The 23,496-nt window shown below is 65.6% G+C and carries 19 protein-coding genes; 13 read left to right on the forward strand and 6 right to left on the reverse strand.

Annotated features, from left to right (window positions below):
* Positions 1 to 95: 95 nt before the first annotated feature.
* Positions 96 to 1,334, reverse strand: coding sequence for an LLM class flavin-dependent oxidoreductase (locus ACQR1Y_RS09305; RefSeq protein WP_434876213.1), 1,239 nt, complete (start codon positions 1,332 to 1,334; stop codon positions 96 to 98).
* A 518-nt stretch (positions 1,335 to 1,852) separates the two neighbouring features.
* Between ACQR1Y_RS09305 and ACQR1Y_RS09310 the strand changes: the two genes are divergently transcribed.
* The gene (locus ACQR1Y_RS09310) at positions 1,853 to 3,316 is read left to right on the forward strand and encodes an extracellular catalytic domain type 1 short-chain-length polyhydroxyalkanoate depolymerase (protein ID WP_434876212.1); all 1,464 of its coding nucleotides are present in this window, start codon (positions 1,853 to 1,855) and stop codon (positions 3,314 to 3,316) included.
* Positions 3,317 to 3,682: 366 nt separating this feature from the next.
* On the opposite strand, the gene ACQR1Y_RS09315 is transcribed toward ACQR1Y_RS09310, so the two are convergent.
* Positions 3,683 to 4,351: an MBL fold metallo-hydrolase gene (locus tag ACQR1Y_RS09315; protein ID WP_434876211.1), complete on the reverse strand. Its 669-nt coding sequence runs from the start codon at positions 4,349 to 4,351 to the stop codon at positions 3,683 to 3,685.
* A 132-nt stretch (positions 4,352 to 4,483) separates the two neighbouring features.
* Here ACQR1Y_RS09315 and ACQR1Y_RS09320 point away from each other — a divergent pair, with 132 nt between their 5' ends.
* On the forward strand, positions 4,484 to 6,082 hold the full coding sequence (locus ACQR1Y_RS09320; RefSeq protein WP_434876210.1) for an alpha-amylase family glycosyl hydrolase: 1,599 nt from the start codon (positions 4,484 to 4,486) through the stop codon (positions 6,080 to 6,082).
* A gap of 225 nt (positions 6,083 to 6,307) precedes the next feature.
* Here the strand turns inward: ACQR1Y_RS09320 and ACQR1Y_RS09325 are convergent, their stop codons facing one another.
* Complete coding sequence (locus tag ACQR1Y_RS09325; protein WP_434876209.1) at positions 6,308 to 8,041, reverse strand: alpha-amylase family protein; 1,734 nt, start codon at positions 8,039 to 8,041, stop codon at positions 6,308 to 6,310.
* Between the two features lie 121 nt (positions 8,042 to 8,162).
* Between ACQR1Y_RS09325 and ACQR1Y_RS09330 the strand changes: the two genes are divergently transcribed.
* Both ACQR1Y_RS09330 and ACQR1Y_RS09335 read left to right on the forward strand, forming a co-directional pair.
* Complete coding sequence (locus ACQR1Y_RS09330; RefSeq protein WP_434876208.1) at positions 8,163 to 8,645, forward strand: MmcB family DNA repair protein; 483 nt, start codon at positions 8,163 to 8,165, stop codon at positions 8,643 to 8,645.
* A 214-nt stretch (positions 8,646 to 8,859) separates the two neighbouring features.
* Complete coding sequence (locus ACQR1Y_RS09335) at positions 8,860 to 9,225, forward strand: hypothetical protein (protein WP_434876207.1); 366 nt, start codon at positions 8,860 to 8,862, stop codon at positions 9,223 to 9,225.
* Positions 9,226 to 9,283: 58 nt separating this feature from the next.
* Here ACQR1Y_RS09335 and ACQR1Y_RS09340 read toward each other — a convergent pair whose 3' ends face one another.
* Positions 9,284 to 9,838 (reverse strand): ActR/PrrA/RegA family redox response regulator transcription factor, encoded by a 555-nt coding sequence (locus ACQR1Y_RS09340; RefSeq protein ID WP_434858192.1) that lies wholly within the window; start codon positions 9,836 to 9,838, stop codon positions 9,284 to 9,286.
* A gap of 176 nt (positions 9,839 to 10,014) precedes the next feature.
* On the reverse strand, positions 10,015 to 11,376 hold the full coding sequence (locus ACQR1Y_RS09345; protein ID WP_434876206.1) for an ActS/PrrB/RegB family redox-sensitive histidine kinase: 1,362 nt from the start codon (positions 11,374 to 11,376) through the stop codon (positions 10,015 to 10,017).
* A 98-nt stretch (positions 11,377 to 11,474) separates the two neighbouring features.
* Between ACQR1Y_RS09345 and ACQR1Y_RS09350 the strand changes: the two genes are divergently transcribed.
* The 5 genes from ACQR1Y_RS09350 (at position 11,475) to ACQR1Y_RS09370 (ending at position 18,530) form a co-directional block, all read left to right on the forward strand.
* Positions 11,475 to 12,266 carry an ABC transporter ATP-binding protein gene (locus ACQR1Y_RS09350; RefSeq protein ID WP_434876205.1) on the forward strand — a complete coding sequence of 264 codons (792 nt, stop codon included), beginning with the start codon at positions 11,475 to 11,477 and terminating at the stop codon, positions 12,264 to 12,266.
* Positions 12,263 to 13,075 (forward strand): ABC transporter permease, encoded by an 813-nt coding sequence (locus ACQR1Y_RS09355; RefSeq protein ID WP_434876204.1) that lies wholly within the window; start codon positions 12,263 to 12,265, stop codon positions 13,073 to 13,075. Before ACQR1Y_RS09350 ends, ACQR1Y_RS09355 begins: the two co-directional genes overlap by 4 nt.
* Before the next feature lie 124 nt (positions 13,076 to 13,199).
* Positions 13,200 to 14,528: a polyhydroxyalkanoate depolymerase gene (locus ACQR1Y_RS09360; RefSeq protein WP_434858196.1), complete on the forward strand. Its 1,329-nt coding sequence runs from the start codon at positions 13,200 to 13,202 to the stop codon at positions 14,526 to 14,528.
* A 208-nt stretch (positions 14,529 to 14,736) separates the two neighbouring features.
* Positions 14,737 to 15,576, forward strand: a complete 840-nt coding sequence (locus tag ACQR1Y_RS09365) for a M48 family metallopeptidase (protein WP_434858197.1) — start codon at positions 14,737 to 14,739, stop codon at positions 15,574 to 15,576.
* A gap of 293 nt (positions 15,577 to 15,869) precedes the next feature.
* Positions 15,870 to 18,530 (forward strand): EAL domain-containing protein, encoded by a 2,661-nt coding sequence (locus ACQR1Y_RS09370; protein ID WP_434858198.1) that lies wholly within the window; start codon positions 15,870 to 15,872, stop codon positions 18,528 to 18,530.
* Positions 18,531 to 18,732: 202 nt separating this feature from the next.
* Here ACQR1Y_RS09370 and ACQR1Y_RS09375 read toward each other — a convergent pair whose 3' ends face one another.
* Positions 18,733 to 20,937 carry a transglycosylase domain-containing protein gene (locus ACQR1Y_RS09375; protein ID WP_434876203.1) on the reverse strand — a complete coding sequence of 735 codons (2,205 nt, stop codon included), beginning with the start codon at positions 20,935 to 20,937 and terminating at the stop codon, positions 18,733 to 18,735.
* A gap of 147 nt (positions 20,938 to 21,084) precedes the next feature.
* Between ACQR1Y_RS09375 and ACQR1Y_RS09380 the strand changes: the two genes are divergently transcribed.
* The 4 genes from ACQR1Y_RS09380 to ACQR1Y_RS09395 all read left to right on the forward strand — a co-directional run bounded on the left by ACQR1Y_RS09380 (position 21,085) and on the right by ACQR1Y_RS09395 (position 23,120).
* A complete protein-coding gene (locus tag ACQR1Y_RS09380; protein WP_434858200.1) occupies positions 21,085 to 21,510 on the forward strand; it encodes a DUF1330 domain-containing protein in 426 nt (141 codons plus the stop codon).
* A gap of 260 nt (positions 21,511 to 21,770) precedes the next feature.
* Complete coding sequence (locus ACQR1Y_RS09385; RefSeq protein WP_434876337.1) at positions 21,771 to 22,103, forward strand: ArsR/SmtB family transcription factor; 333 nt, start codon at positions 21,771 to 21,773, stop codon at positions 22,101 to 22,103.
* Entirely contained in the window at positions 22,100 to 22,459 is a 360-nt protein-coding gene (locus ACQR1Y_RS09390) for an SRPBCC family protein (protein ID WP_434876202.1), read from the forward strand. The genes ACQR1Y_RS09385 and ACQR1Y_RS09390 overlap by 4 nt, the downstream gene beginning before the upstream one ends.
* 43 nt (positions 22,460 to 22,502) lie before the next feature.
* The gene (locus ACQR1Y_RS09395) at positions 22,503 to 23,120 is read left to right on the forward strand and encodes an ATP-dependent Clp protease proteolytic subunit (RefSeq protein WP_434876201.1); all 618 of its coding nucleotides are present in this window, start codon (positions 22,503 to 22,505) and stop codon (positions 23,118 to 23,120) included.
* The last annotated feature ends 376 nt before the right edge of the window (positions 23,121 to 23,496 follow it).

The following is a 23,496-nucleotide window of genomic DNA, read 5'->3' on the forward strand; positions in this document are numbered from 1 at the left end:
TCTCGAGATTCCGGGTTCAAGCGCCAACGCGCTTCCGCGCATTGACGATTGCCCCGGAATGACGGGGATGATGCGAGCGCAGACGCGGCTTGCTGCTACCCTCGTCGCTTCGCCGCTTCCTGCAGGTCCGGCGCATTCACTGCGGGAATCGCGACGCGGCCCGGCCCCGTCTGCGACAGCGCCGCGGCGGCCTTGTCGTTGTCCATGATCTTGGCCATGACGGCCTGGCCGGCGCGTTCGAAGATCGCGCGGTTCTCGATGACGAATTTTTGCGAGCGGCGCAGGCCGTCGATGTAGCCGTTGATCTCCGGCACGACGTAGCGCGCGACCATGTCCCAGCTCCGCCGCGTGTTCTCCGGATTGGCCCAGTCGTGCACGAAGCCGATGATGGTGCCGACGCCGCCCGACACCTGCATCAGGTTCTTGATCGTCTTGACGAGATCGTCGGGCGTGCCGATCGTCGAGGCCGCGCCCTCGACGAAGGCGGTCTTGTCGACGGCTTCATCGGGCGAGGAGAAGGCCTTCAGGCCCGGCCGCATCAATGTGCCGACATTATACTCGTTGTGCCAGCGCATCAGCCCGGCGCCGGCTTCGCGGCGTGCCTGCTCGCGGGTCTCGGCGATGTGCCAGGACAACAGCACGCGCCAATTGGCGCGGCTCACCGTGGTGCCGTGCTTCTTCGCCGCGTCCTCGGCGAACTCCCATTGCTGCGGCAGCGCCATCAGGCCCTGCGTCGACATCGAGCCGAGCGAGATGATGCCGATGCCGTATTTGCCGGCGAGCGTCATGCCCGACGGCGAGATCTGCGAGGCCACGACGAACGGCATCTCCTCCTGCAAGGGCAGGATCTGCAACGCCGCGTCGTTCATCGTGAACCAGTCGCTCTTGGCGGTGACGCGCTCGCCATTGAACAGGCGTCGGATGACCGCGATCGCCTCGTCCTGGCGGTCGCGTTGCGTCATCGGATCGATGCCCAGGGTATGCGCATCGGAGGCGAGCGCACCGGGACCGGAGCCGAAGATGGCGCGGCCGCCGGTCATGTGGTCGAGCTGCACCATGCGCTGCGCGACGTTGAACGGATGATGATAGGGCAACGAGATGACACCGGTGCCGAGCCTGATGCGCTTGGTGCGCTCGCCGGCCGCGGCGAGGAACATCTCGGGCGAGGCAATCATCTCCCAGCCGCTCGAATGATGCTCGCCGCACCAGAACTCGTCATAGCCGAGCTCGTCGAGCTGCGACACAAGGTCGAGGTCGCGGCGGAATTGCAGCATCGGATGCTCGCCGATCGGATGATGCGGAGCGAGGAATGCACCGAATTTGAGCCGCGCCATTTTGTTTTCTCCCGAATGGAATGTCGTTGTTGCTTGACCGTCAGGCTAATTGGCGCGCCGTGCGCAGGCAATCACGTTGCTGCTCAATCGGCGGCGGTGCATGCCTGCCATTTGATGTTTACTCATCGGCCATCCGCACGCAGACTTCGGATCGAGATTGCGATTCGCGAAAGGGGCTTTCCGCACAGTCAGCGGCTCGAAGCAGTTGCGCGAGCGTCACCGCTCATCCTCATGGCGATTCCGAGCATGTCTGGTTCGCATTTTGGTGAGCCTTGCGTGAAGCGCCGCGTCGGCGTGGCATTTTGATCGCAGCAACACCGAAATTCGCAATCAAATTACCGGCGTCCGCGTTTGCGCGGGCTTTTTCTTTTGCACTGCAGCAACCATCTGGGTGATGGTGGAGTTTGATCTGCTGAACTGAAGACGTGACTGCCCCAAGATCTGACTGCCAAGATCTGACTGCCAAGATCTGACTGCCAAGATTTGACTGCCAAGACCTGACTGCCAAGGAGCTGCCGTTGTCCCTCGCTGAAAATGTTGAGTATTTGCGACGGCTGCGCGAGCTGAAGGGCATCACGGGGTTCGGTGATCTCCAGCGTCCGGCTCGGCCGACGCCGGAATGTCCGCTGGTCGAGGTCGAGAGCTTCGGCAGCAATCCGGGCCGGCTGAAGATGTTCGCCTATGTGCCGGCGCAGCGCCAGCCGCTGCTGCCGCTCGTGGTCGTGCTGCATGGCTGCGGACAGGGCGCGGCCGACTATGATCTCGGCGCCGGCTGGTCGACGCTGGCGAAGCATTTCGGCTTCGCGCTCTTGATGCCCGAGCAGCAGCGCGTCAACAATCCGCAGCGCTGCTTCAACTGGTTTCAGTCCGAGGATATCGCGCGCGGCCAGGGCGAGGTGGCGTCGATCCGCGAGATGATCGCGCGGATGGTGGCCGATTGCGCCATCGACGAGCGGCGGATCTTCGTCACCGGACTTTCGGCTGGCGGTGCGATGACGATGGCGATGCTGTCGGCGCATCCGGAACTGTTCGCGGCCGGCGCCGTCATCGCGGGCCTGCCGTTCGGCACCGCGCGCAACATGCGCGACGCCATCCTGCAGATGCGGATGCCGCCGGCGCGGCCCGCAGGCGAACTCGGCGACCTCGTGCGCCGCGCCTCGAACCATCATGGCAAATGGCCAAAACTCTCGGTGTGGCACGGCACCGCCGACTACACCGTGCATCCGGGCAATGCGGGCGAGATCGTCAAGCAATGGCTCGATCTGCATCATCTGCCGCTGGCGCCGATGGCGGCCAACGATGTCAATGGCTATCCGCATGAGCAGTGGTGGAATGCCGACGGCGAGACGATGGTCGAATCCTACACCATCACCAACATGGCACACGGCACGCCGATCGGAATCGCCGCCAACGACAAGCGCTACGGCAAGGCCGGGCCGTTCCTGCTCGAGGCCGGCATCTCGTCGTCCTATCTGATCGCGAAGTTCTTCGGCGTGACCGACTGGATCCGGCAGCCGAAGCCGGCGGTGACCTCGCCGAGCACCAAGCTCATTCCCGAGGTGTCGCCGATCGCAGCATTGCCGGTGCTGACCAAGATGCTGCGCCGTCCGGAAGATGCTCAGGCAGCCGAGCCGGCGGAATCCAAGGCAGCGCCCGAGGCCGTCAAGCCAGCCAAGCCCGCGCGCGCCAAGTCGAACCGCGTGGCGAGGCCGCCGAAGCGCAAGGTGGAGCCTTCCACCGGAGCGCCAGGCGAGATCAAGCCGCTCAGCGCAACGCCGGCCGACGCCCCAGCCGACGTGAAGCCGCTCGTTGCCAAGCCAACGGTGGCCAAGGCCGTCGACATGACGCCGGCCGATCCGCCGGTCATCGCGGTGAAGGCACCGCCGATTCCCACGGCGCCATCCCCGCAGGCGAAGCCCCGTCGCGTCATCGACGTTGCCGCCGTGATCGACCGCGCGCTGAAGGCCGCGGGGTTGAAATAAGCGGTTGTTGCGAGCGCCTTCGCCCCTCGCAGAAGGAGGCCGGTGTACGCAAACATCTCGAAGCGGCAGCCGTTCACTTCAAGGCACGGACGGTGTGCTCCCTCTCCCCGTCCTTCACGGGGCCGCGACGAGCTTTGCTCGCGCTGAGAGGGTTGGGGTGAGGGGCAGCCACACCCACCGACCCCGCGGAGAGTCCCCCTCACCCGGATTGCATCTTTCGATGCAATCCGACCTCTCCCCGCCCTAGCGAAGCTTCGCTTCGCCCTGGCGGGGCGAGGTAACGTCCGTCGCAGCGGATGAGTGCTTACGCTAGCCCGTTCGGGAGAGGTGAAGCGCCAACGATTGGCGGAATGAACTCGCTCGAGTTTACGCCATCCCGGTGAGGAACGGGTTGGTCATCCGCTCCTGGCCGAAGCTCGAGCCGGCGCCGTGGCCGCAGATGAAGCCGACGTCGTCGCCGAGCGGCAGCAGCTTGTCCTTGATCGAGCTGATCAGCGTCTCATGGCTGCCGCCGGGCAGGTCGGTGCGGCCGACCGAGCCGTTGAACAACACGTCGCCGACATGGGCGAAACGCATCTGCTTGTTGAAGAACACGACGCTGCCGGGCGAATGGCCGGGGCAATGCAGGATGTCGAAGACGAGCTCGCCGATCTCGACGGTGTCGCCTTCCGCGAGCCAGCGGTCCGGCGTCACGTCGCGCACGCCCGTGATGCCGAAACGCTTGCCGCTCTCGACGACGTTGTCGAGCAGGAACTTGTCGGCGATATGAGGGCCCTCGATCGGCACCTTCAGCTGTTCGCGCAGATCGGCGGCGCCGCCGACGTGATCGATGTGGCCATGGGTCAGCCAGATCTTCTCGACGGTGACCTTGGCCTGCGCGATCGCCGCCTGGATGTTCGGCACGTCGCCGCCGGGATCGATCACGATCGCCTTCTTCGTGGCCTCGCACCACAGGATGGTGCAGTTCTGCTCGAATGGCGTGACGGGCACGATCATCGCGCCGGCCTTCGCCTTGGTCTGGTTCTGTTCGCTCATGCCGCCAGCATGCCGATTTTTCGCAATGCGCCAAGCGAAAAAGTCTCGCGGCGGACGGCGCGGGACCGCCTTGTGAACCCGCCGCCTGTTCCTGCGTTGGGCCGCACGGTTGCAAGCAGAAAGCGGTTCGAGATGGCGGAGCAGGGCATCTGGTGGCGCGAGGGGATTTTCTACCAGATCTATCCGCGCTCGTTCCAGGACAGCGACGGCGACGGGGTCGGCGACCTCACCGGCATCATCCACCGCCTGCCCTATCTGATGACGCTCGGCGTCGATGCGATCTGGCTGTCGCCGATCTTCACCTCGCCGATGGCCGATTTCGGCTACGACATCGCCGACTACACCGGCATCGATCCGCTGTTCGGCACGATGGAGGATTTCGAAGCGCTGGTGAAGGCCGCGCATGAGGGCGGGCTGAAACTGATCCTCGACCTCGTGCCGAACCACACCTCCGATCAGCACCCGTGGTTTCTGCAGGCCCGGCAGTCGCGCGACGATCCGCATCGCGACTGGTACATCTGGCGCGATCCGGCTGCGGATGGCGGCCCGCCGAACAACTGGCTGTCGGAATTCGGCGGCAGCGCCTGGCAGTTCGATTCCAAGACGGGGCAGTACTACTATCACGCCTTCCTGGCGCAGCAGCCGGACCTGAACTGGCGCAATCCGGCGGTGCGTGCGGCGATCTACAATGTGATGCGGTTCTGGCTGCGCAAGGGCGTCGACGGCTTTCGCGTCGATGTGATCTGGCACCTGATCAAGGACGCCGCGTTTCGCGACAACCCCGCCAATCCCGACTATCACGGCGGCCGGCCGCCGCATGAGCAGATCATCTCGCGCTACTCCGCCGATCAGCCGGAGGTGCACGAGGTCGTGGCCGAGATGCGCGCCGTCATCGACGAATTCGAGGACCGCGTGCTGATCGGCGAGATCTACCTGCCGCTCGAACGGCTGATGACCTATTACGGTAAGGATCTCGGCGGCGCGCATTTGCCGTTCAATTTCGCGCTGCTGTCGGCGCCATGGCACGCGCGCGAGATCGAAGCCATCATCGCCGGCTACGAGGCGGCATTGCCGGCTGGCGCCTGGCCCAACTGGGTCCTTGGCAATCACGACCGGCCACGGGTGGCGAGCCGGGTCGGGCCTGAGCAGGCGCGGGTCGCGGCGATGCTGCTGTTGACCCTGCGCGGCACGCCGACGCTTTATTACGGCGACGAGATCGGCATGCATCAGGTGCCGATCGCGCCTGAGCAGGTGCGCGACCCCTTCGAGAGGAACGTCCCCGGCATCGGCGTCGGCCGCGACGGCTGCCGCACCCCGATGCAGTGGAGCGCGTTGCCGGGGGCAGGCTTCACGAATGCGTCACCGTGGTTGCCGGTGGCGGATGACTTTACGCACGAGAACGTCGTCAATCTCACTGCTGATCGGCGCTCGATCCTCAATCTCTACCGTGCGCTCATTCGCTTGCGGAAAACGCACCGCGTGCTCGTCACCGGCAGCTACCGGCCCATCGCGGCGCAGGGCGACCTGCTGCTGTATCGCCGCGAGGGCGACGGCGAGGTTCTCACCATCGCGCTCAATCTCGGCGATGAGCCGGTCTCGATCGCCACTGAAGGCAACGGCCTCGCCGGCGCGATCCTGCTCTCGACCTGGCTCGACCGCGACGGCGAGCGCATCGACGGCACGCTGGATCTGCGGGGGAACGAGGGCGTGGTGATCGGGCGGGCGATGTAGCTCGCTTGTTGTGGCTGCGGGGCCGATCGTCGCTGTTAGACATTGTTGTGCGACGGCGGCTCCTTGCACTGGCTGTCGTCCCGGGCTTGACCCGGGACCCATAACCACAGGCAGCCGCTTGAGGCAGGATGGCAACTCCGAGCCGTCGCCACACGACCGCCTGTGGCTATCGGTCCGGGGTCAAGCCCGGGACGACACTGAGTTTGACGAGGCCATGTGGTCAATTCAGCGGCGGCGTGGCCGTGCTTGCCGTGCCTTGCCGACCTTCCGCACCCGCTTCGCCGGGCTCGCCGTCTCGATATCGCTCCGCCGCAGCAGATAGTCCAGGCCGCCGACGCGGTACCAGCGGTAGCCGTAGGGCTCCAGCACCAGGGTGTGGCGGCCGCGCTCGTCGGCGTGGCTGTGATCCTCGGACAGGAGATTGATCAGCAGCTTGCCGGTGTTGTCGGGCAGGCCGACGTCGAAGCTGATCTCGCGCGGCTTCTCATCGAGATTGTGCACGAACAGCACTGAATTGTTGCGCCAGTCGTAGCGCATGATCAGCACGGCCGGATCCTTGGTCGCGATCACGGCAAAATCGCCCCAGCCAATTTCCGGCACCTCCTTGCGCATCCGGATGATGCGCTCGGTCCAGTTCAGCATCGCGCCGGGATCGCGGCGCTGCCTGGCGGCATTGACGTGCTCGTAGCCATAGGGGCCGTGATCGATCACCGGCGAGGCCGAGGTCTCGCTCTTGGTGAAGCCGCCATGCGGCTCGGTCGACCATTGCATCGGCGTACGTGCGCAGTTGCGCTCGGGCAGGCTGAGGTCGTCGCCCATCGCGAGCTCATCGCCGTAGCGGATGACCGGCGTGCCGGGCAAGGTGAACATCAGGCTGTAGGCGAGCTCGATGCGGCGGCGGTCGCCGCCGAGCATCGGCGCCAGTCGCCGGCGGATGCCGCGGTCATAGAGCTGCATGCTCTTGTCCGGCCCGAACGCTGCGAACACCGCGTCGCGCTGCTGTTTTGTCAGGCGTCCGAGATCGAGCTCGTCGTGATTGCGCAGGAACAGGCCCCATTGCGCCGAGGCCGGCCGCGGCTTGGTCGCCTGCAGCGCTTTCGCCAGCGGCCGCGTGTCAGACGCCGCGAGCGCATAGAACAGATGCTGGTTGACGTGGAAATTGAACATCATGTGCATGCGGTCGCCGTCGTCGCCGAAATACTCCATGTCTGTCTCGGGCAGCACGTTGGCCTCGGCCAGGATGATCGCCTCGCCCTGGCGCCATTGCAGGAATTCCCTGAAGGTCCGCAGCATGTCGTATTGCTCCGCCGGCTTCTTCACGTCGGCGCCCTTGGTCGTGATCACGAACGGCACCGCGTCCATGCGGAAGCCGGAGACGCCGAGCTGGATCCAGAAGCCCATGATCTTCAGGATCTCCGCCTGCACCTCCGGGTTCGAGGTGTTGAGGTCGGGCTGGAAATCGTAGAAGCGATGGAAGTAGTACGCGCCCGACTGCTTGTCGCGTGTCCAGGTCGTCTTCTGCACGCCGGGAAACACCATGCCCTTGTCGGCATTGGCGGGCTTCTTGTCCGACCACACGTACCAGTCGCGATAGCGCGAATCCTTGGCGCTGCGGGCGTCGATGAACCACGGATGCTGGTCGGAGGTGTGGTTGACGACGAGATCTATGATCACGCGGATGCCGCGCTGCTTGCAGCCATGGGTGAACTGCACGAAATCGCCGAGCGTGCCGTAGCGCGGATCGACGCCGTAATAGTCGGCGACATCATAGCCGTCGTCGCGCTGCGGCGAGGGCTGGAACGGCATCAGCCAGATCGCGGTGATGCCGAGCCCATGCAGATAGTCCAGCCGCCGTGTCAGCCCCTTGAAGTCGCCGATGCCGTCGCCGTCGGCGTCCATATAGGTGCCGACCGACAGGCAGTAGAAGACGGCGTTCTTGTACCAGAGGTCATCGATCATGGACGGCGCTCTCCTTGCGCCGCCCAGCCGGCGGCGTTTGTTTAAGCGGAAGGCCGCCGCCGGGTTCCCGTTCCGCATGCGAGCGGTGCTGTCGGACGGCAGAATCGGCTATGCTCCGTCCATGGACTCGTCAGCCGCCCGGATCAGCCTCGTTCCCATCGACCGCCGCCAGTCGGAGACGGCGCTGGCGATCGCGCGCGGCACGTCGCGGCTGCTGCGCTCGCTCGGCTTCGCCGCGGTCAGCGAACTGCCGTTGCCGTCCGGACGGCGCGCCGATCTGGTGGCGCTGAACGAACGCGGCGAGATCTGGATCGTCGAGATCAAATCGTCGCTGGAGGATCTGCGCGCCGATCATAAATGGGAGGAGTACCGCGCCCATTGCGACCGGCTGTTCTTCGCCTTCACGCAGGACCTGCCGTGCGAAATCTTTCCGCCGGACACCGGGCTGATCGTGGCGGATGCCTATGGCGCCCATCTGCATTGCGAGGCGCCCGAGCACAAATTGCCGGCCCCCACGCGCAAGCAGATGACGGTGCGTTTCGCGCTGGTTGCTGCCCAGCGGATGAACCGCTTGATCGATCCGCAGGGGCACGCCGGCGACTGAGTTCCGGGTGGGCGCCCGGGCGTCTTCGGGCCGAGTTCGAGATCCGGTGCCGCGCGAGCCCCCCGGCTGACCAGCCGCAGCGGAGCGATGTCCCTTCCGATCCAGGTCGAATTCCCGACTTTGCCCGAGAATTGCCCCGCATGGGGCGCAACATCTCGCAATAATTTTAACACGCGAGCGGTATCCAGCCCAGGGGTGGAGAGATGGACGACAGATGCGACGGGTGGTCTTGGCGTTGACACTGCTCTTCGTGACGGGAGCGCGCGCGGAGGAGGTGGCGTTCTACGTCCTCGGCGTGGGCGCCGATTCCTGCGAGCGCTTCATCCTTGCCGCCGAGGAGCAGCCGCCCGGCACCTACAAGGCGATCGGCAACGCCGACGGTCCCTACGTCAATGCGATCTCGAAATATCAGCAATGGATGATGGGCTACGTGTCAGCCGTGAACGTCGGTCGCGGCGACGAAGGCCGGCAGATCAAGCTCGACCTCACCGAGATGGACAGCTGGATGCGCAACTGGTGCAGCCGCAACCCGCGGCGCACGGTGTTCCATGCGCTGCAGGCGTTCGTGAAGACGCACTGAGCAGGATCCGGAAACCTACGGTTTTCCGAAGAGACCATGCCCCAAGTGGGTGGCGCCGCTACTTCGGCGCGCGCTTCGCCAGGATGCGCTGCAGGGTGCGGCGGTGCATGTTGAGCCGGCGCGCGGTCTCCGAGACGTTGCGGTTGCACATCTCGTAGATGCGCTGGATGTGCTCCCAGCGGACGCGGTCAGCGGACATCGGGTTCGACGGCAGTTCTGACTTCTCGCCGGTGGTTGCGAGCAGCGCGGCGACGACATCGTCGGCATCCGCGGGCTTCGCGAGATAGTCGACTGCGCCCATCTTCACCGCGGTCACCGCGGTGGCGATGTTGCCGTAGCCGGTCAGCACGATGGCGCGGGCTTCGGGCCGCTTGCGCTTCAGCGCCGACACCACGTCCAGGCCGTTGCCGTCGCCCAGCCGGAGGTCGACCACTGCAAACGCGGGCGCCGACTTGCCGATCTGTGAGATGCCTTCCGCGACGCTCTCGCAGGAGGTGACGGTAAATCCGCGAGTCTCCATGGCGCGCGATAGCCGCTCCAGGAACGGCTTGTCGTCCTCGACGATCAGGAGAGAGCGGTCCGGGTGGTTCGTCAGTTCGGCGATGGCGCCCACGGTCATATCCTTGAGAAGAAGGCTCGATGTTGCGAGACGATCTGTCATAGGTGACATATGGGCCCTGCATGGCTCGCTGCCAAGATCGCGGGATGCCGCAGTCTGCGGCGTGACGCCGCGCGTTCCGGCGGATCTCCCGGTGTTCCGTATGCCAGCCGCCAGCCCCGAGGGTCCAGCTACTCCGGCTCGGCCTCGTCGCCATCCTCGCTGGCCTCGAACCGCCGTCGCGGCCAGACGATCTGGACCACGGCGCCATGATCCGGGAAGGTGCGGTTGGTAAACGAGACCTTGGCGCCGGTCCGCTCCAGCAAGGTGCGGGCGATGAACACGCCGAGTCCGAGGCCGCCGCCCTGATTGCCGCTCTGGCCGTCCTCGCCGCTGCGCCGGCGCGACAGATACGGCTCGCCGATGCGCTTGAGGATGTCGGGGGCGAAGCCCGGGCCGTCGTCGGAGATCACGATCTCGACAGTCTCGTTGTTCCACCAGGCGTTCACCTCGACGGCATTGCGGGCGAAGTCGACCGCATTCTCCAGGATGTTGCCGACGCCATAGAGGATAGCCGGATTGCGCGAGCCGACCGGCTCCTTGGACGCCGCGACGGCCACCCGCACCTTGATGTCGACGCCGAAGTCGCGATGCGGAGCGACGGTCTCCTCGATCAGCGTCGACAGCTTCATGCGGTCATACATCGAGCCGATCGACGACAGCTGGGTGATCTTGCCGAGAATGTCGCGGCAGCGCTGGGCCTGCTCGCGCAGGGTCCTGATGTCGCCCGTCACCTGGCTGTTGTCCTGCAGCGCCCGCTCCAGCTCGCGCGAGATCAGCACGATGGTCGCGAGCGGCGTGCCGAGCTCATGCGCCGCGGCGGCCGCGAGTCCGTCGAGCTGGGTGAGATGCTGCTCGCGCGCCAGCACCAGCTCGGTGGCGGCCAGCGCGTCCGACAGCTTGCGCGCCTCTTCGGTGACCTGGAAGGCGTAGAGGCTGGTCACGCCGATCGCCAGCGCGATCGAGAGCCAGACGCCGAACAGGTAGATCGGCGGGAAGATCAGCGGCTCCTCGCCCTCCCAGGGCAGCGGCAGATGCATGAAGAACAGCGCGGTGGCGCAGGCGACCGCGAGCAGTCCGAGCATGATCGTCAGCCGCACGGGCAGGGCGGTGGCGGCGATCAGCACCGGCGCCAGGAACATGTAGGAGAACGGGTTCTCCAGCCCGCCGGTGAGATAGAGCAGCACCGTCAGTTCGATGATGTTGAGCGCGAGCAGCCCGGCCGCATGCGGCGGCTCCAGCAGCTGCATCGGGTTGAAGGTGATCTGCAGGCCGAGATTGAGCAGCGCCGAGACGCTGATCACGGCGAGGCATGGCACCACCGGCAGGTCGAACTCCAGCCCCTGCACCACGATGAAGATCGCGCTCAGTTGACCGAGCGCGGCGAGCCAGCGCAGCCGCAGGATCGTGTCGAGCCGGACGCGCTGGCGCGGATGGCGGTAATCCGTGTCGGGCGTGTCGATGATCAGGGCATCGGTGATGGCGTCGGTCATGGTCGGGAACTTAAACCCGCGCAGGCGTGGCGACAAATCAGCCGGGCCGTTGGTGGCCTGTTGCGGTTTGCGGCACAATGCCTCAATGAACTCTCGACATGATGCAAGATGACGCAGCGCCGACGCCTTCGTCGGCTTCGGGTTCAGGTTCGCCGGCCATCGCGGTGTCGAGCCTGACCAAGATCTACAAGACGGCGACCGCCGTCGACGGCATCTCCTTTGCGATCCCCCGCGGCAGCATCACCGGGCTGCTCGGCGGCAACGGCGCCGGCAAGACCACGACGATCGCGATGATCATGGGCCTGGTGCAGCCGACCTCCGGCACCGTCGAGGTGCTCGGCCACACCATGCCGGGCGAGGCTGCGTCCGTGCTCGGGCGGATGAATTTCGAGAGCCCCTATGTCGACATGCCGATGCGGCTCACGGTGCGGCAGAACCTCACCATCTTCGGCCGGCTTTACGCGGTCGATCACCTCAAGGAGCGGATCGCCGAGCTCGCCGCGCAGCTCGACCTGACCGACTTCATCGACCGCGCCAATGGCAAGCTCTCCGCCGGGCAGAAGACGCGGGTGGCGCTCGCCAAGGCGCTGATCAACGATCCGGAGCTGCTGCTGCTCGACGAGCCGACCGCCTCGCTCGATCCCGACACCGCCGACTGGGTGCGCGGCCACCTCGAACGCTATCGCACGCGCCGCGGGGCCACGATCCTGCTCGCGTCGCACAACATGCTGGAAGTGGAGCGCCTGTGCGACCGCGTCATCATCATGAAGCGCGGGCGGATCGAGGACGACGACAGCCCGGCCCAGATCATGGCGCGCTACAACCGCACCTCGCTCGAGGACGTCTTTCTCGACGTGGCCCGCGGCCGCGACCGGGAGGCGGCACAATGAACGATCTGTCCTTAGCGATTGCGCCGCATCGCATCGGCGCGATGGTCCTGCGCTACTGGTATCTCCTGCTGTCGTCGTGGCCGCGGCTGTTGGAGCTGATGTACTGGCCGACCCTGCAGATCATCACCTGGGGCTTCCTGCAGACCTACATCGCCAGCAATGCCGGGTTCTTCGCCCGTGCCGGCGGCACGCTGATCGGCGCCGTCATCCTGTGGGACATCCTGTTCCGCGGGCAGCTCGGCTTCTCGATCTCGTTCCTGGAGGAGATGTGGGCGCGCAACATCGGCAATCTGATGATGAGCCCGCTCACGCCGATCGAGTTCCTGCTGTCGCTGATGGCGATGAGCCTGGTCCGGCTCGCCATCGGCATCATCCCGATGACCCTGATCGCGGTGTGGTTCTTCGACTTCAACTTCTACAGCCTCGGCCTGCCGCTGATCGCCTTCTTCTGCAACCTGATCTTCACCTCCTGGGCGGTCGGCATCTTCGTGTCCGGCCTGGTGCTGCGCAACGGGCTCGGCGCCGAGAGCATCGTCTGGACGTTGATGTTCGCGCTGATGCCGCTGGCCTGTGTCTATTATCCGGTACAGGTGCTGCCGCACTGGCTGCAGCTCGTCGCGTGGTCCTTGCCGCCGACCTACGTGTTCGAGGGCATGCGCGCGCTGCTGACCGATCACGTCTTCCGGACCGACCTGATGCTGACCGCGCTCGGGCTCAATGCCGCCCTGCTGTTGGCGTCGTTTGCGGCATTCATTGCTCTGTTACGCAGCGCGCGCCGCGCCGGCTCGCTGCTGTCGTCAGGCGAATAATTGCGTTTTCCCGTGGATTTTCGGGCTCATTTCGCTGCTTTCAGGCACCAACTCGTAACACACCGCATTGACGCTTAATTGCGCATTCGGCAGTATGCTGCGTTGCAGAGAGGGTTGAACGAGAATGCCGATAGGTGAGTTTGGCGGTGCACCGCCCCTGGCGTCGGAAGGCAGTCCGGTCCTGACGACGCCGATGTACTGGATGTACGAAATGGCGCATGCCTCGCTCAATCCGGCGCGCGCTGTCACCGACGCCACCAAGATCCTGTTTCAGAACCCGCTCAATCCCTGGGCGCACACCGAGATGGGCAAGTCGATCGCGGCGGCCTGCGAACTGTTCGAGCGCACCACGCGCCGCTACGGCAAGCCCGAATGGGGCCTCGACGAGACCGAGGTCAACGGCGTCAGGACGCCGGTGGAGGTCCGCTCGATCTGGGAAAAGCCGTTCTGCCGCCTGCTGCATTTCGACCGCAAGCACATCCGCCCGCTGCGCGCGCCCCAGCCGCGGCTCCTGATCGTGGCGCCAATGTCCGGCCATTACGCGACGCTGCTTCGCGGCACGGTCGAGGCGTTCCTGCCGACCCATGAGGTCTACATCACCGATTGGGCCGATGCCCGGATGGTGCCGCTGGCCGAAGGCCGCTTCGATCTCGACGACTACATCGACTACGTCATCGAGATGCTGCGCTTCCTCGGCACCAACATGCATGTCATGGCGGTGTGCCAGCCCGCGGTGCCGGTGCTGGCGGCGGTGTCGGTGATGGAAGCCGAGCGCGACCCGTTCGCACCGATCTCGATGACCTTGATGGGCGGACCGATCGATACAAGGCGCAATCCGACGGCGGTCAACAATCTCGCCCAGGAGCGCGGCATCGATTGGTTCCGCAACCACGTCATCACCAAGGTGCCGTTCCCGCATCCCGGCGTGATGCGCGACGTCTACCCGGGCTTCCTGCAGCTGAACGGGTTCATCAGCATGAACCTCGATCGCCATGTCGACGCCCACAAGGCGCTGTTCGCCAACCTCGTGAAGGGCGATGGCGACCAGGTCGACAAGCATCGCGACTTCTACGACGAGTATCTCGCCGTCATGGACCTGGCTGCGGAATATTATTTGCAGACGGTGGAGACGGTGTTCATCCGCCACGCGCTGCCGAAGGGCGAGATGACTCACCGAGGCACGCTGGTCGATCCGTCGAAGGTCACGCGCGTCGCGCTGATGACGGTCGAAGGAGAGAAGGACGACATCTCCGGTCTTGGTCAGACCGAAGCGACGCATGCATTGTGCTCGTCGATCCCGGATCATCGCCGGGTTCACTACGTGCAACCGGGTGTCGGTCATTACGGCGTGTTCAACGGTTCGCGATTCAAGTCGGAGATCGTGCCGCGCATCAACGACTTCATGTTGTCGGCGGCCGATCCGAAGTCGCTGCTGACAATTGCCGCTGAATAGTGGGCGAGGGCGCGCGATGCGCAGTCGAATCCGGCTGCGCGTTAACTCTTTGAAGGGACTTCAAAAACCCGATTTCAGGAGTGACTCAAGCAGTGAATGTGGCGTCGCTGCTTGAGCGACGCTTCTGAATCTGAAATCAGCTCTTGAGGGCGTGCAGAGGCCCAAGCTCTGGGGTGCGGAACCTCCGGAGCCCCTGTATATTGGGCAAATGATTTGTTTTTGCGCCGAGCGCTTTCCCTGGCGGTGGATATGGCAAAATCCGGGCGAGTTCTTCCCTCCCGGACTGACAGAAATGGCCACTCGCGCGCTACTCTATCGGCGGCCCGCCGAACCCTCGCGTCTTCTCGTCAAGCACGGCTCGCAAATCTACTCGATTAGATTGCGGCGTCACCGTCGTGCGCGACGTTATACACTGAGAATCCATCCCTCGGATCGCGAAGCGATCCTGACGATGCCGCCGCGCGGCACCATCGTCGAAGCGAAAGACTTCGCGCAGCGTCACGGCGCGTGGATCGCGGCGCGTCTCGGCCGTCTGCCGAAGGCCGCGCCGTTCCTGCCGGGCACCTTGGTGCCGCTGCGCGGCGTGCCGCACAAGATCGTGCATCGCGCCGGCGAGCGCGGCACCGTGTGGACCGAGACGCGAGACAGTGGCGAGAAGATCCTGTGCGTGGCCGGCGGGATCGAGCACACCGAGCGTCGCGTGCTCGACTTCCTCAAGCGCGAGGCGCGTCGCGACCTGCAGAAGGCCTCGGACGCCTATGCCGAGCAGCTCGGCGTCAAGGTGAAGCGGCTGTCGATCCGCGATCAGTCCAGCCGCTGGGGCTCTTGCACCTCGGCCGGCTCGCTGTCGTTCTCCTGGCGCCTGATCCTCGCGCCGCCCTTCGTGCTCGACTATCTCGCCGCGCATGAGGTGGCCCATCTCATCGAGATGAACCACTCGCCGCGGTTCTGGAAGGTGTGCGGCAAGATCTGCGGCTCGGTCGAGCGCGCCAAGAAGTGGCTCGACACCTGCGGCAACGATCTGCACCGCTATGGCGTCGAGGATTGAGACGTCGCAGACCTGCGATCGAACAGCAAAATGGCCCGGCCCGTGGCGCGGGCCATTTTCTTTGCGCATGTTGCAAGCAGAACCGGCCAGGCAGCTATCGATTTCTTAAGCCTTCTGGCGCGCAACCTCAGGCGACGGCGGCATTCGACCGCGCCTTAACGTCGCTGTAACGCTGTGCTCGTCAGATTTACCTCGGATAACCAAGGTGACGTCCCTGCGAGCTGCCGGGTCGGTCGCTGCAACCCAAGTGCAGATCGTTCTCTCAGAACGTGCAGTGCCCCGTGAATCGAACGATGCTTGCAAGCGAGTTCCAACCGGCCGCGTCTATCGAACTGCTCTCGGCCGCGCTCGATCGCGCCTCCGAAGCGATCCTGTTTCTCGACCAACACCACCGTGTTCACTTCGCGAACCGGGCGGCTTCGGTGCTGCTCCGGCGGGAGACGGCCGCGCTGATCGGTGCCGACCTCGAGAGCCTGGGTCTGCCCGCCGACCTGGTCTCCGCGCCGACCGCTGCCGATGGCGATGGCCCGGATGCGGGCCAACAGCAGGACTCCGAGCCTTGCGAGCTGACCCTTCGGCATGCGGACGGCTCAAGGAACCGGTTGCGATGCTGCGCGCGCGCGCTTTCGCCGGATCAGGCGCCAGTGCAAGCGATCCTCTTCCTCCAGGACATCACCGCCGACGTGGTCCTGCGTGAGCAGAACGCGCTGCTGACCTCGGTGGCCGACCGCAGCAACCGTGCCGTCATCGTCACCGATCACGAGCTGAAGGTCCTCTATACCAACGCGGCCTTTGCCAGCATCTTCGGCTACAGCTCGGAGGAGGTGCTCGGCCAGGATGTCGAGAAGCTCCTCGTCGGGCCCTGCACCGACCCCAAGATGGTCGACCGGTTGAAGCAGTGCATCATCGACGCGCAAGGCGTCGAGGAGGACCTGCTGATCTATGACAAGGCGGGCTGCGAGATCTGGACCACGGCGCACGTCAAGGCGCACCGCAACGCGCGCGGCCAGGTCAAATATCTGGTCGGCCTGCTCAGCGACATCCGGGAGAACAAGCAGCTGCGCTCGCTGCAGCAGCTGATCATGGCGGCGCTGGCCTCCGACGTGTCGATCGCGGCGATCGCCGACCAGCTCTGCCGCCGGGTCGAGGAACTGGCCCCGGACGTGGTCTGCTCGCTTCTGCATGTCGACTCCGATGGCAAGATCCATCCGCTCGGCGGGCCGAGCCTGCCGACGGCCTATTCCGAAAGCCTCGATGGTGTAGCCATCGGACCGGATGTCGGCTCCTGCGGGACCGCCGCCTATCTCTGCGAGCCGGTGCTGGCGCGCGACATCGACAACGATCCGCGCTGGCAGCCCTACAAGGCCGGACCGCTGGAGGCGGGCCTGCGCGCCTGCTGGTCGACCCCGATCAAGGGCAAGGATGGCCGGGTCATCGGCACCTTCGCGTTCTACTTCCGGGAATGCCGCGGCCCCAGTCCCTGGCATGAGCAGATCGTCGCCGCCTGCGTCCAGCTCGGCGCACTGGCCATCGAGCGCCAGGAGGTCCGATCGACGATCTCGCAGGTCGCCTATCACGACATGCTGACCGGCCTGCCCAATCGCGCCCGCATCCCCTCGCTGATCGCCGAGGCGATCAAGGCCTGCCCGGAGGGCAGCCATCTCGCGGTGGCGTTCCTCGACGCCGACAATTTCAAGGACATCAACGATACGCTGGGTCATGCCGCGGGCGACGAGTTCCTGGTCGGCTTCGCCAACCGCCTGCGCGCGCAGATCCGTGCCGGCGACATTCTCGGCCGGCTCGGCGGCGACGAGTTCGTCATCGTGTTGCAGAATCGCGATGCCCTGGAGGCCTCGCTGACTGCGGCGCGGATCACGGCTGCGCTGGCGATGCCGCTGACCATCGGCAAGCGCCAGGTTCCGATGTCCGCGAGCATGGGGCTCAGCCTCTATCCTGACAATGCCAAGGACATCGACACGCTGATCAAGCAGGCCGATGCGGCGATGTACAAGGCCAAGCGGGCCGGGCGCGCCACCTACCGCTTCTTCAGCGCCGACATCGACAAGCTCGCCGAAGAGCGGCTGATGCATTCGAGCGCGCTGCGCGAGGCGATCGCGAGCGAGGCGCTGACCCTGCACTACCAGCCGCAGATCTGCACCAAGAGCGGCGCCATCCACGGCGTCGAGGCGCTGGCACGCTGGCACGATCCGGTGCTCGGCGAGGTCTCGCCGGCCAAGTTCATTCCGCTCGCCGAGGAATGCGGCCTGATCGAGCAGATCGGCGTGTGGTCGATCAAGACGGCGTGCCAGCAGATGGCGTCATGGCGCCGCGCCGGTCTCGACATCCCCTGCATCTCGGTCAACCTGTCGCCGATCAACTTCCAGAACGTCAATCTCGCGGCGCTGGTGGCGCAGATTCTCGCGGCCAACGACCTGCCGGCGAAGATGCTGATGCTGGAGATCACCGAGGGCGTGATCCTCAACGAGCGCGCCACCGTGATCGCGACCATGAGCGAGCTGCGCAACATGGGCGTCGGCCTGTCGCTGGACGATTTCGGCACCGGCTATTCCAGCCTGAGCCGGCTGGCGCAGCTGCCGATCCACGAGCTCAAGATCGACCGCAGCTTCATGCGCGATTTCGAGAACGAGCGCGGCACGCGGGCGATCGTGACCGCGGTGGTCAGGGTCGGCCAGAGCCTGGACGTCAAGGTGGTGGCCGAAGGTGTCGAGACCGAGCCGCAACGCAAGCTGCTCGCCGAACTCGGCTGTGACGCGATGCAGGGCTTCCTGTTCGCCCGCCCGATGGCCGCCGGCGACTTCAGCCGCTGGCTGCTGGACTACAGCGCCCATCGCGCCAGCCTGATGCTCCGCCAGATCGGACGCGCCCTGGCGCAGGCGGCGGGGCCCGCGAAGGATGGGTCGGTGCCGCGCCCGGCGACAGCTGCGGCGGGCTAGCCGTCCAAGCCTGATCATCGTCCAACGCTTGGGATCGTCATTCCGGGGCAGTCGTCAACGCGCGCTTGCGCGTGTTGGCGATTGAACCCGGAATCCCGATGTTTTTGGAAAGAACGCCGGACAATCTCGAGAGTCCGGGTTCAAGGCCTGCGGCCTTGCCCCGGAATGACGGTGGGTGTGGCGAGAACGAGTCTGGCTCAGCTCAGCGACCGCCGAACAGGCGGTCCACCAGCCAGCCGTCGAGGCCGGCAGCGGGCTCGGGCCGCACATTGCCGCGCGCAGGGCTCGGCGCCGTCGAGCGCGCCGAGTAGGCGGCATTCGGGGCAGGGGCCGATGGCGCCGTGATCTGCGAGGCGATCTGCGCGAGCGTCGGCAGTCCAGCGCCTTGCGCGTTCGGCAGCGCGGCGACCGGCACGCCCTGATGCGCCGCGCGCATGAAGCGGGTCCAGACCTCGACCGGCAGGCCGCCGCCGGTGGCTTTCTTGGTCGGCGAGTTGTCATCATTGCCGAGCCAGACGCCGGTGACGAGCCGCGCGGTGTAGCCGATGAACCAGGCGTCGCGGAAATCCTGGCTGGTGCCGGTCTTGCCGGCGGCGACCCAGCCGGGGATCTCCGCCTTCTTGGCGGTGCCCGAGATCAAGGTCTCCTGCATCATCTGGTTCATCATCGCGACGTTGCGCGGGTCGATCACCTGCGCCGCCTGCTCGTTCTGGCGCATGTAGAGCAGCTTGCCGTCGAGCGTCTTGATCCGCGTCACCACATGCGGCGACACGCTGAGGCCGCCATTGGAGAACGGCGCGTAAGCGCCGACCAGCTCGATCATCGACACCTCGGAGGTGCCGAGCGCGATCGACGGATTGGGGTCGAGCTTGGAGGCGATGCCGAGCCGATGCGCGGTGCGCACCACATTCTTCGGTCCGACCTCGAGGCCGACCCGCACGGCGACCGTGTTCAGCGACATCGCCAGCGCCTGTGTCAGCGTGACCGGACCGAAATATTCGCGCGTGTAGTTCTCCGGCCGCCAGCCCTTGAGGTCCAGCGGCGCGTCCTGCCGGACCGTATCCGGCGTCAGCCCCTGCTCGATCGCGGTGAGATAGACGAACGGCTTGAACGCCGAGCCGGGCTGCCGCTTGGCGGTGACCGCACGATTGAACTGGCTGTCGGAATAATTGCGGCCGCCGACCATGGCGCGCACCGCGCCGTCAGGCGTCATCGCCACCAGCGCGCCCTGGCTGACATTGAACTTCACGCTCTTGGCCGCGAGCTCGTCGATGATGGCGGCCTCCGCGACGCTCTGCAGCTTCGGATCGATCGTGGTCTCGACCACGATCGAGTCCTCGACCTGGCCGACGAGATCATCGAGCACCTCGCCGATCCAGTCGGCGACGTAGTTGACGGTGCCGGCGCCGGCCGGCTTCACCGCCACGGAAGGATGCGCGATCTGGGCCTGCGCCTGGGCGTCGGTGATGAACTTGGCGTCGGCCATCGCAGCCAGCACGGTCTGCGCGCGCTTGGCCGCGCCCTCAGGATTACGGTTTGGCGCCAGCCGCGACGGCGACTTGACCAGGCCGGCGAGCATCGCGGCCTCGGCCACCGTCACCTGCCGCGCCGACTTGCCGAAATAGCGCTGCGCGGCGGCCTCGACGCCATAGGCACCGGAGCCGAAATAGACGCGGTTGAGATAGAGCTCGAGGATCTCGCGCTTGGAATATTTGCGCTCCAGCCACAGCGCGAGCTCCGCCTCCTGCAGCTTGCGGGCGAGGGTGCGCTCCTGGGTCAGGAACAGGTTCTTGGCGAGCTGCTGCGTCAGGGTCGAGCCGCCCTGCGATACGCCGCGATGCAGGATGTTGGCGACCACGGCGCGCGCAATGCCGATCGGGTCGATGCCGAAATGCTGATAGAAGCGGCGGTCCTCGATGGCGATGAACGCCTTCGGCAGATAGGGCGGCAGATCCTTCAGCGCGACATTGGCGCCGGCCATCTCGCCGCGCTGCGCCAGCATGGTGCCGTCATAGCCGACGATCTCGATGGTCGGCGGCCGCTTCGGGATCTCCAAGGACTGGATCGGCGGCAGATGCGCGCCGGCCCAGATCACCACGCCGACCAGCGCGATCACGCCCCACAGGCCGCACACGACAGCCCAATAGGCCATGCGGCCGATCGATAGTCCCCAGCGTGATTTGCCGCGGGCAGGCTTCGATTTCGGTGGTGTGGGTTTCGGCTCGCGCGCCGGCACATCGTCCTCGTCGTCCGGCTGAACCGGTTTCTTCTTCGCCGATTTCTTCGGCGCGTCCTCGCCCGCCGGAATGCGGTCCTTGGGATCGAGGCGCAGGTCGGCCATCGCCGCCGCAAGGCCGAATCGCGGCTCCTTGCGTCCGCCGCCGCCCTGTTTCCGTCCCCGCGCCATACGCAACCCGAGCCCTGCCGTCCAACCACGGTAGTGGGTGGAGTTTAAGGGGCAGTTAGGAAGAGCTTAACGCGCAATTAGGAGTTCCGCGGTGCTAACGCCGCGTTATGGTTAAGCCGAGGTAAACAACGACAAGCGAGGAAGCTGATGGGCCATATCGATCCCACCAAGGAGGTGTTCGCGCAGTTTCGCGACAACGATCGGCCCGGGCCGATCCACATGCTGAACCTGGTTCGGCTGCGCGAGGAGGCGGCCTATCCCGACGGCCGCAAAGTCAGCGGCGCTGAAGCCTATGCGGCTTACGGTCGCGAGAGCGGCCCGGTGTTCGAACGTCTCGGCGGCCGCATCGTCTGGCAGGGCCGCTTCGAGCTGATGCTCATCGGTCCGCAAACGGAGCGCTGGGATCACTGCTTCATCGCGGAGTATCCGAGCGTGCAGGCCTTCGTCGAGATGATCCGCGACCCCGTCTATCGCGAGGCGGTGAAGCATCGCCAGGCGGCGGTGGAGGACTCGCGGCTGATCCGCCACGCGGTTCTGCCGGTGGGGAAGAATTTCGGCGAGGTGCCGGTGTAGTTTGTTGTCGTCGTGTGTGGACCCTTGCCTTCGCCACACAAACGGTACGTTCCCTCCCCCCTTGTGGGGGAGGGCTAGGGAGGGGGGTAGCCACGGAGACGGTCGCCCGGAGTACCCCCCTCCCCAACCCTCCCCCACAAGGGGGGAGGGAGCGCAGCGATGGCTGGGTAAGAGCGTGCCAACGGCGGCGCTTATCCGCGTCGCTGCCCGAACACATCTTCATTCAAAGGAAATCGGAGCCGCTTGCGCATTACATAAGTATATGCTTATGTCTCGTCATGATCGAGAGTGACATCTTCAAGGCCCTGGCTGATCCGACGCGCCATGCGATCTTCGAGAAGCTGGCGGCCGGCCCCATGAATGCGAGCGCGCTGCGCGAGGGCATGACGATCAGCCAGCCGGCGATGTCGCAGCACCTGGCTGTGCTGCGCAATGCCGGACTGGTGCGGGAAGAACGGCAGGGGCGATTTGTGAACTACGAGGTCGATCCCGATGGGCTGGCGCTGATCGCGCGCTGGCTGGCGAAGTACCGCGCCTATTGGCCGTCACGCGTCGATGCGTTGAAGACCTTGCTGAAGGACATGGACCAATGACCGATCTCGAGGCTCCCTCGCGCGACCAACAACTCGTTCTCGACTACGATCTCGACGCCCCGCCGGAGAAGGTCTGGCGCGCGCTCAGCATCCCCGCGCTGCGCGACAGCTGGCTGCCGAGTGGCGATCTGGTCCAGGACGCGCCGATCTCCGCGACGCCGGGCGAGGAGGTCCGTTACCGCATGCGCGACGATGAGCCGCCGTTTCTAGAGAGTATCGTCACCTTCCAGCTCACACCCAATGCGGTCGGCGGCACGCGGCTCCGCATCATTCACGGACTGGCGGCTGCACGCGCGATGGCGCCGATGCCGCGGGCGGCCAACAGCAACGCACGCAGCCTGATGCGCGCGGCCTGACGCTTCACTGTTCTCGACAAACCAACCAGCCTGGAGGTCGCCGATGCGCGAAACGATGCAGCTCGTCCCGATGGTCATCGAGCAATCCAGCCGGGGAGAACGGTCCTTCGACATCTATTCGCGGCTGCTGCGCGAACGGATCGTGTTCCTCAATGGCGAGGTCAACGACACCGTGTCCGCTCTGGTCTGCGCGCAATTGCTGTTTCTCGAAGCCGAGAACCCGAAGCGGCCGATCCACCTCTACATCAATTCGCCCGGCGGCGTGGTCACCAGCGGGCTCGCGATGTACGACACAATGCAATTCGTCAAGGCGCCGGTGCACACGCTGTGCATGGGCACGGCGCGGTCGATGGGATCGTTCCTGCTGATGGCGGGCGAACCCGGCGAGCGCACAGCCTTGCCCAATGCCAGCCTCCACGTCCATCAGCCGCTCGGCGGCTTTCAGGGCCAGGCGTCCGACATCATGATCCACGCCAGGGAGATGGAGCAGACCAAGCGCCGCATGATCCGGCTCTATGCCGAGCATTGCGGCCGCAGCTATGAGGACGTCGAGCGTACGCTCGATCGCGATCATTTCATGACGGCGGACGAGGCTCAGGACTGGGGATTGATCGACCGGGTGGTGAAGCAGCGCGACCTGGGGAGCGTCGGCGGCGATTGATACGCCCGTGCGAGGCGGTGGCGATTGCCAAGGCAACAAGTGTCGTCACCCGCAAGGCGGGTGTCCCAGCATTCCAGAGACGGTTGTGATCACCCGAGACGTCGCGGCGTACTGGATGCCTCGCCTGCGGGGGGCATGACGGCGGCGTCTTGGGCAACGGTGCGGCTATCCCGCCACGCTGCGTGGCTGTCGGCAGCGATTGGGCCACCGTGCTGACCACGGAAATAGTCCGTTCCCTCCCCCCTTGTGGGGGAGGGCTAGGGAGGGGGTAGCCACGGAGACGGTCGTCCGGAGTACCCCCCTCCCCAACCCTCCCCCACAAGGGGGGAGGGAGCGCAGTGGGGTGCTTGGCGCGATTCCCTGTCTCTCTCTCTAG

The sequence above is a fragment of the Bradyrhizobium sp. HKCCYLRH3099 genome (genome assembly GCF_051167855.1).
Taxonomy (GTDB): domain Bacteria; phylum Pseudomonadota; class Alphaproteobacteria; order Rhizobiales; family Xanthobacteraceae; genus Bradyrhizobium.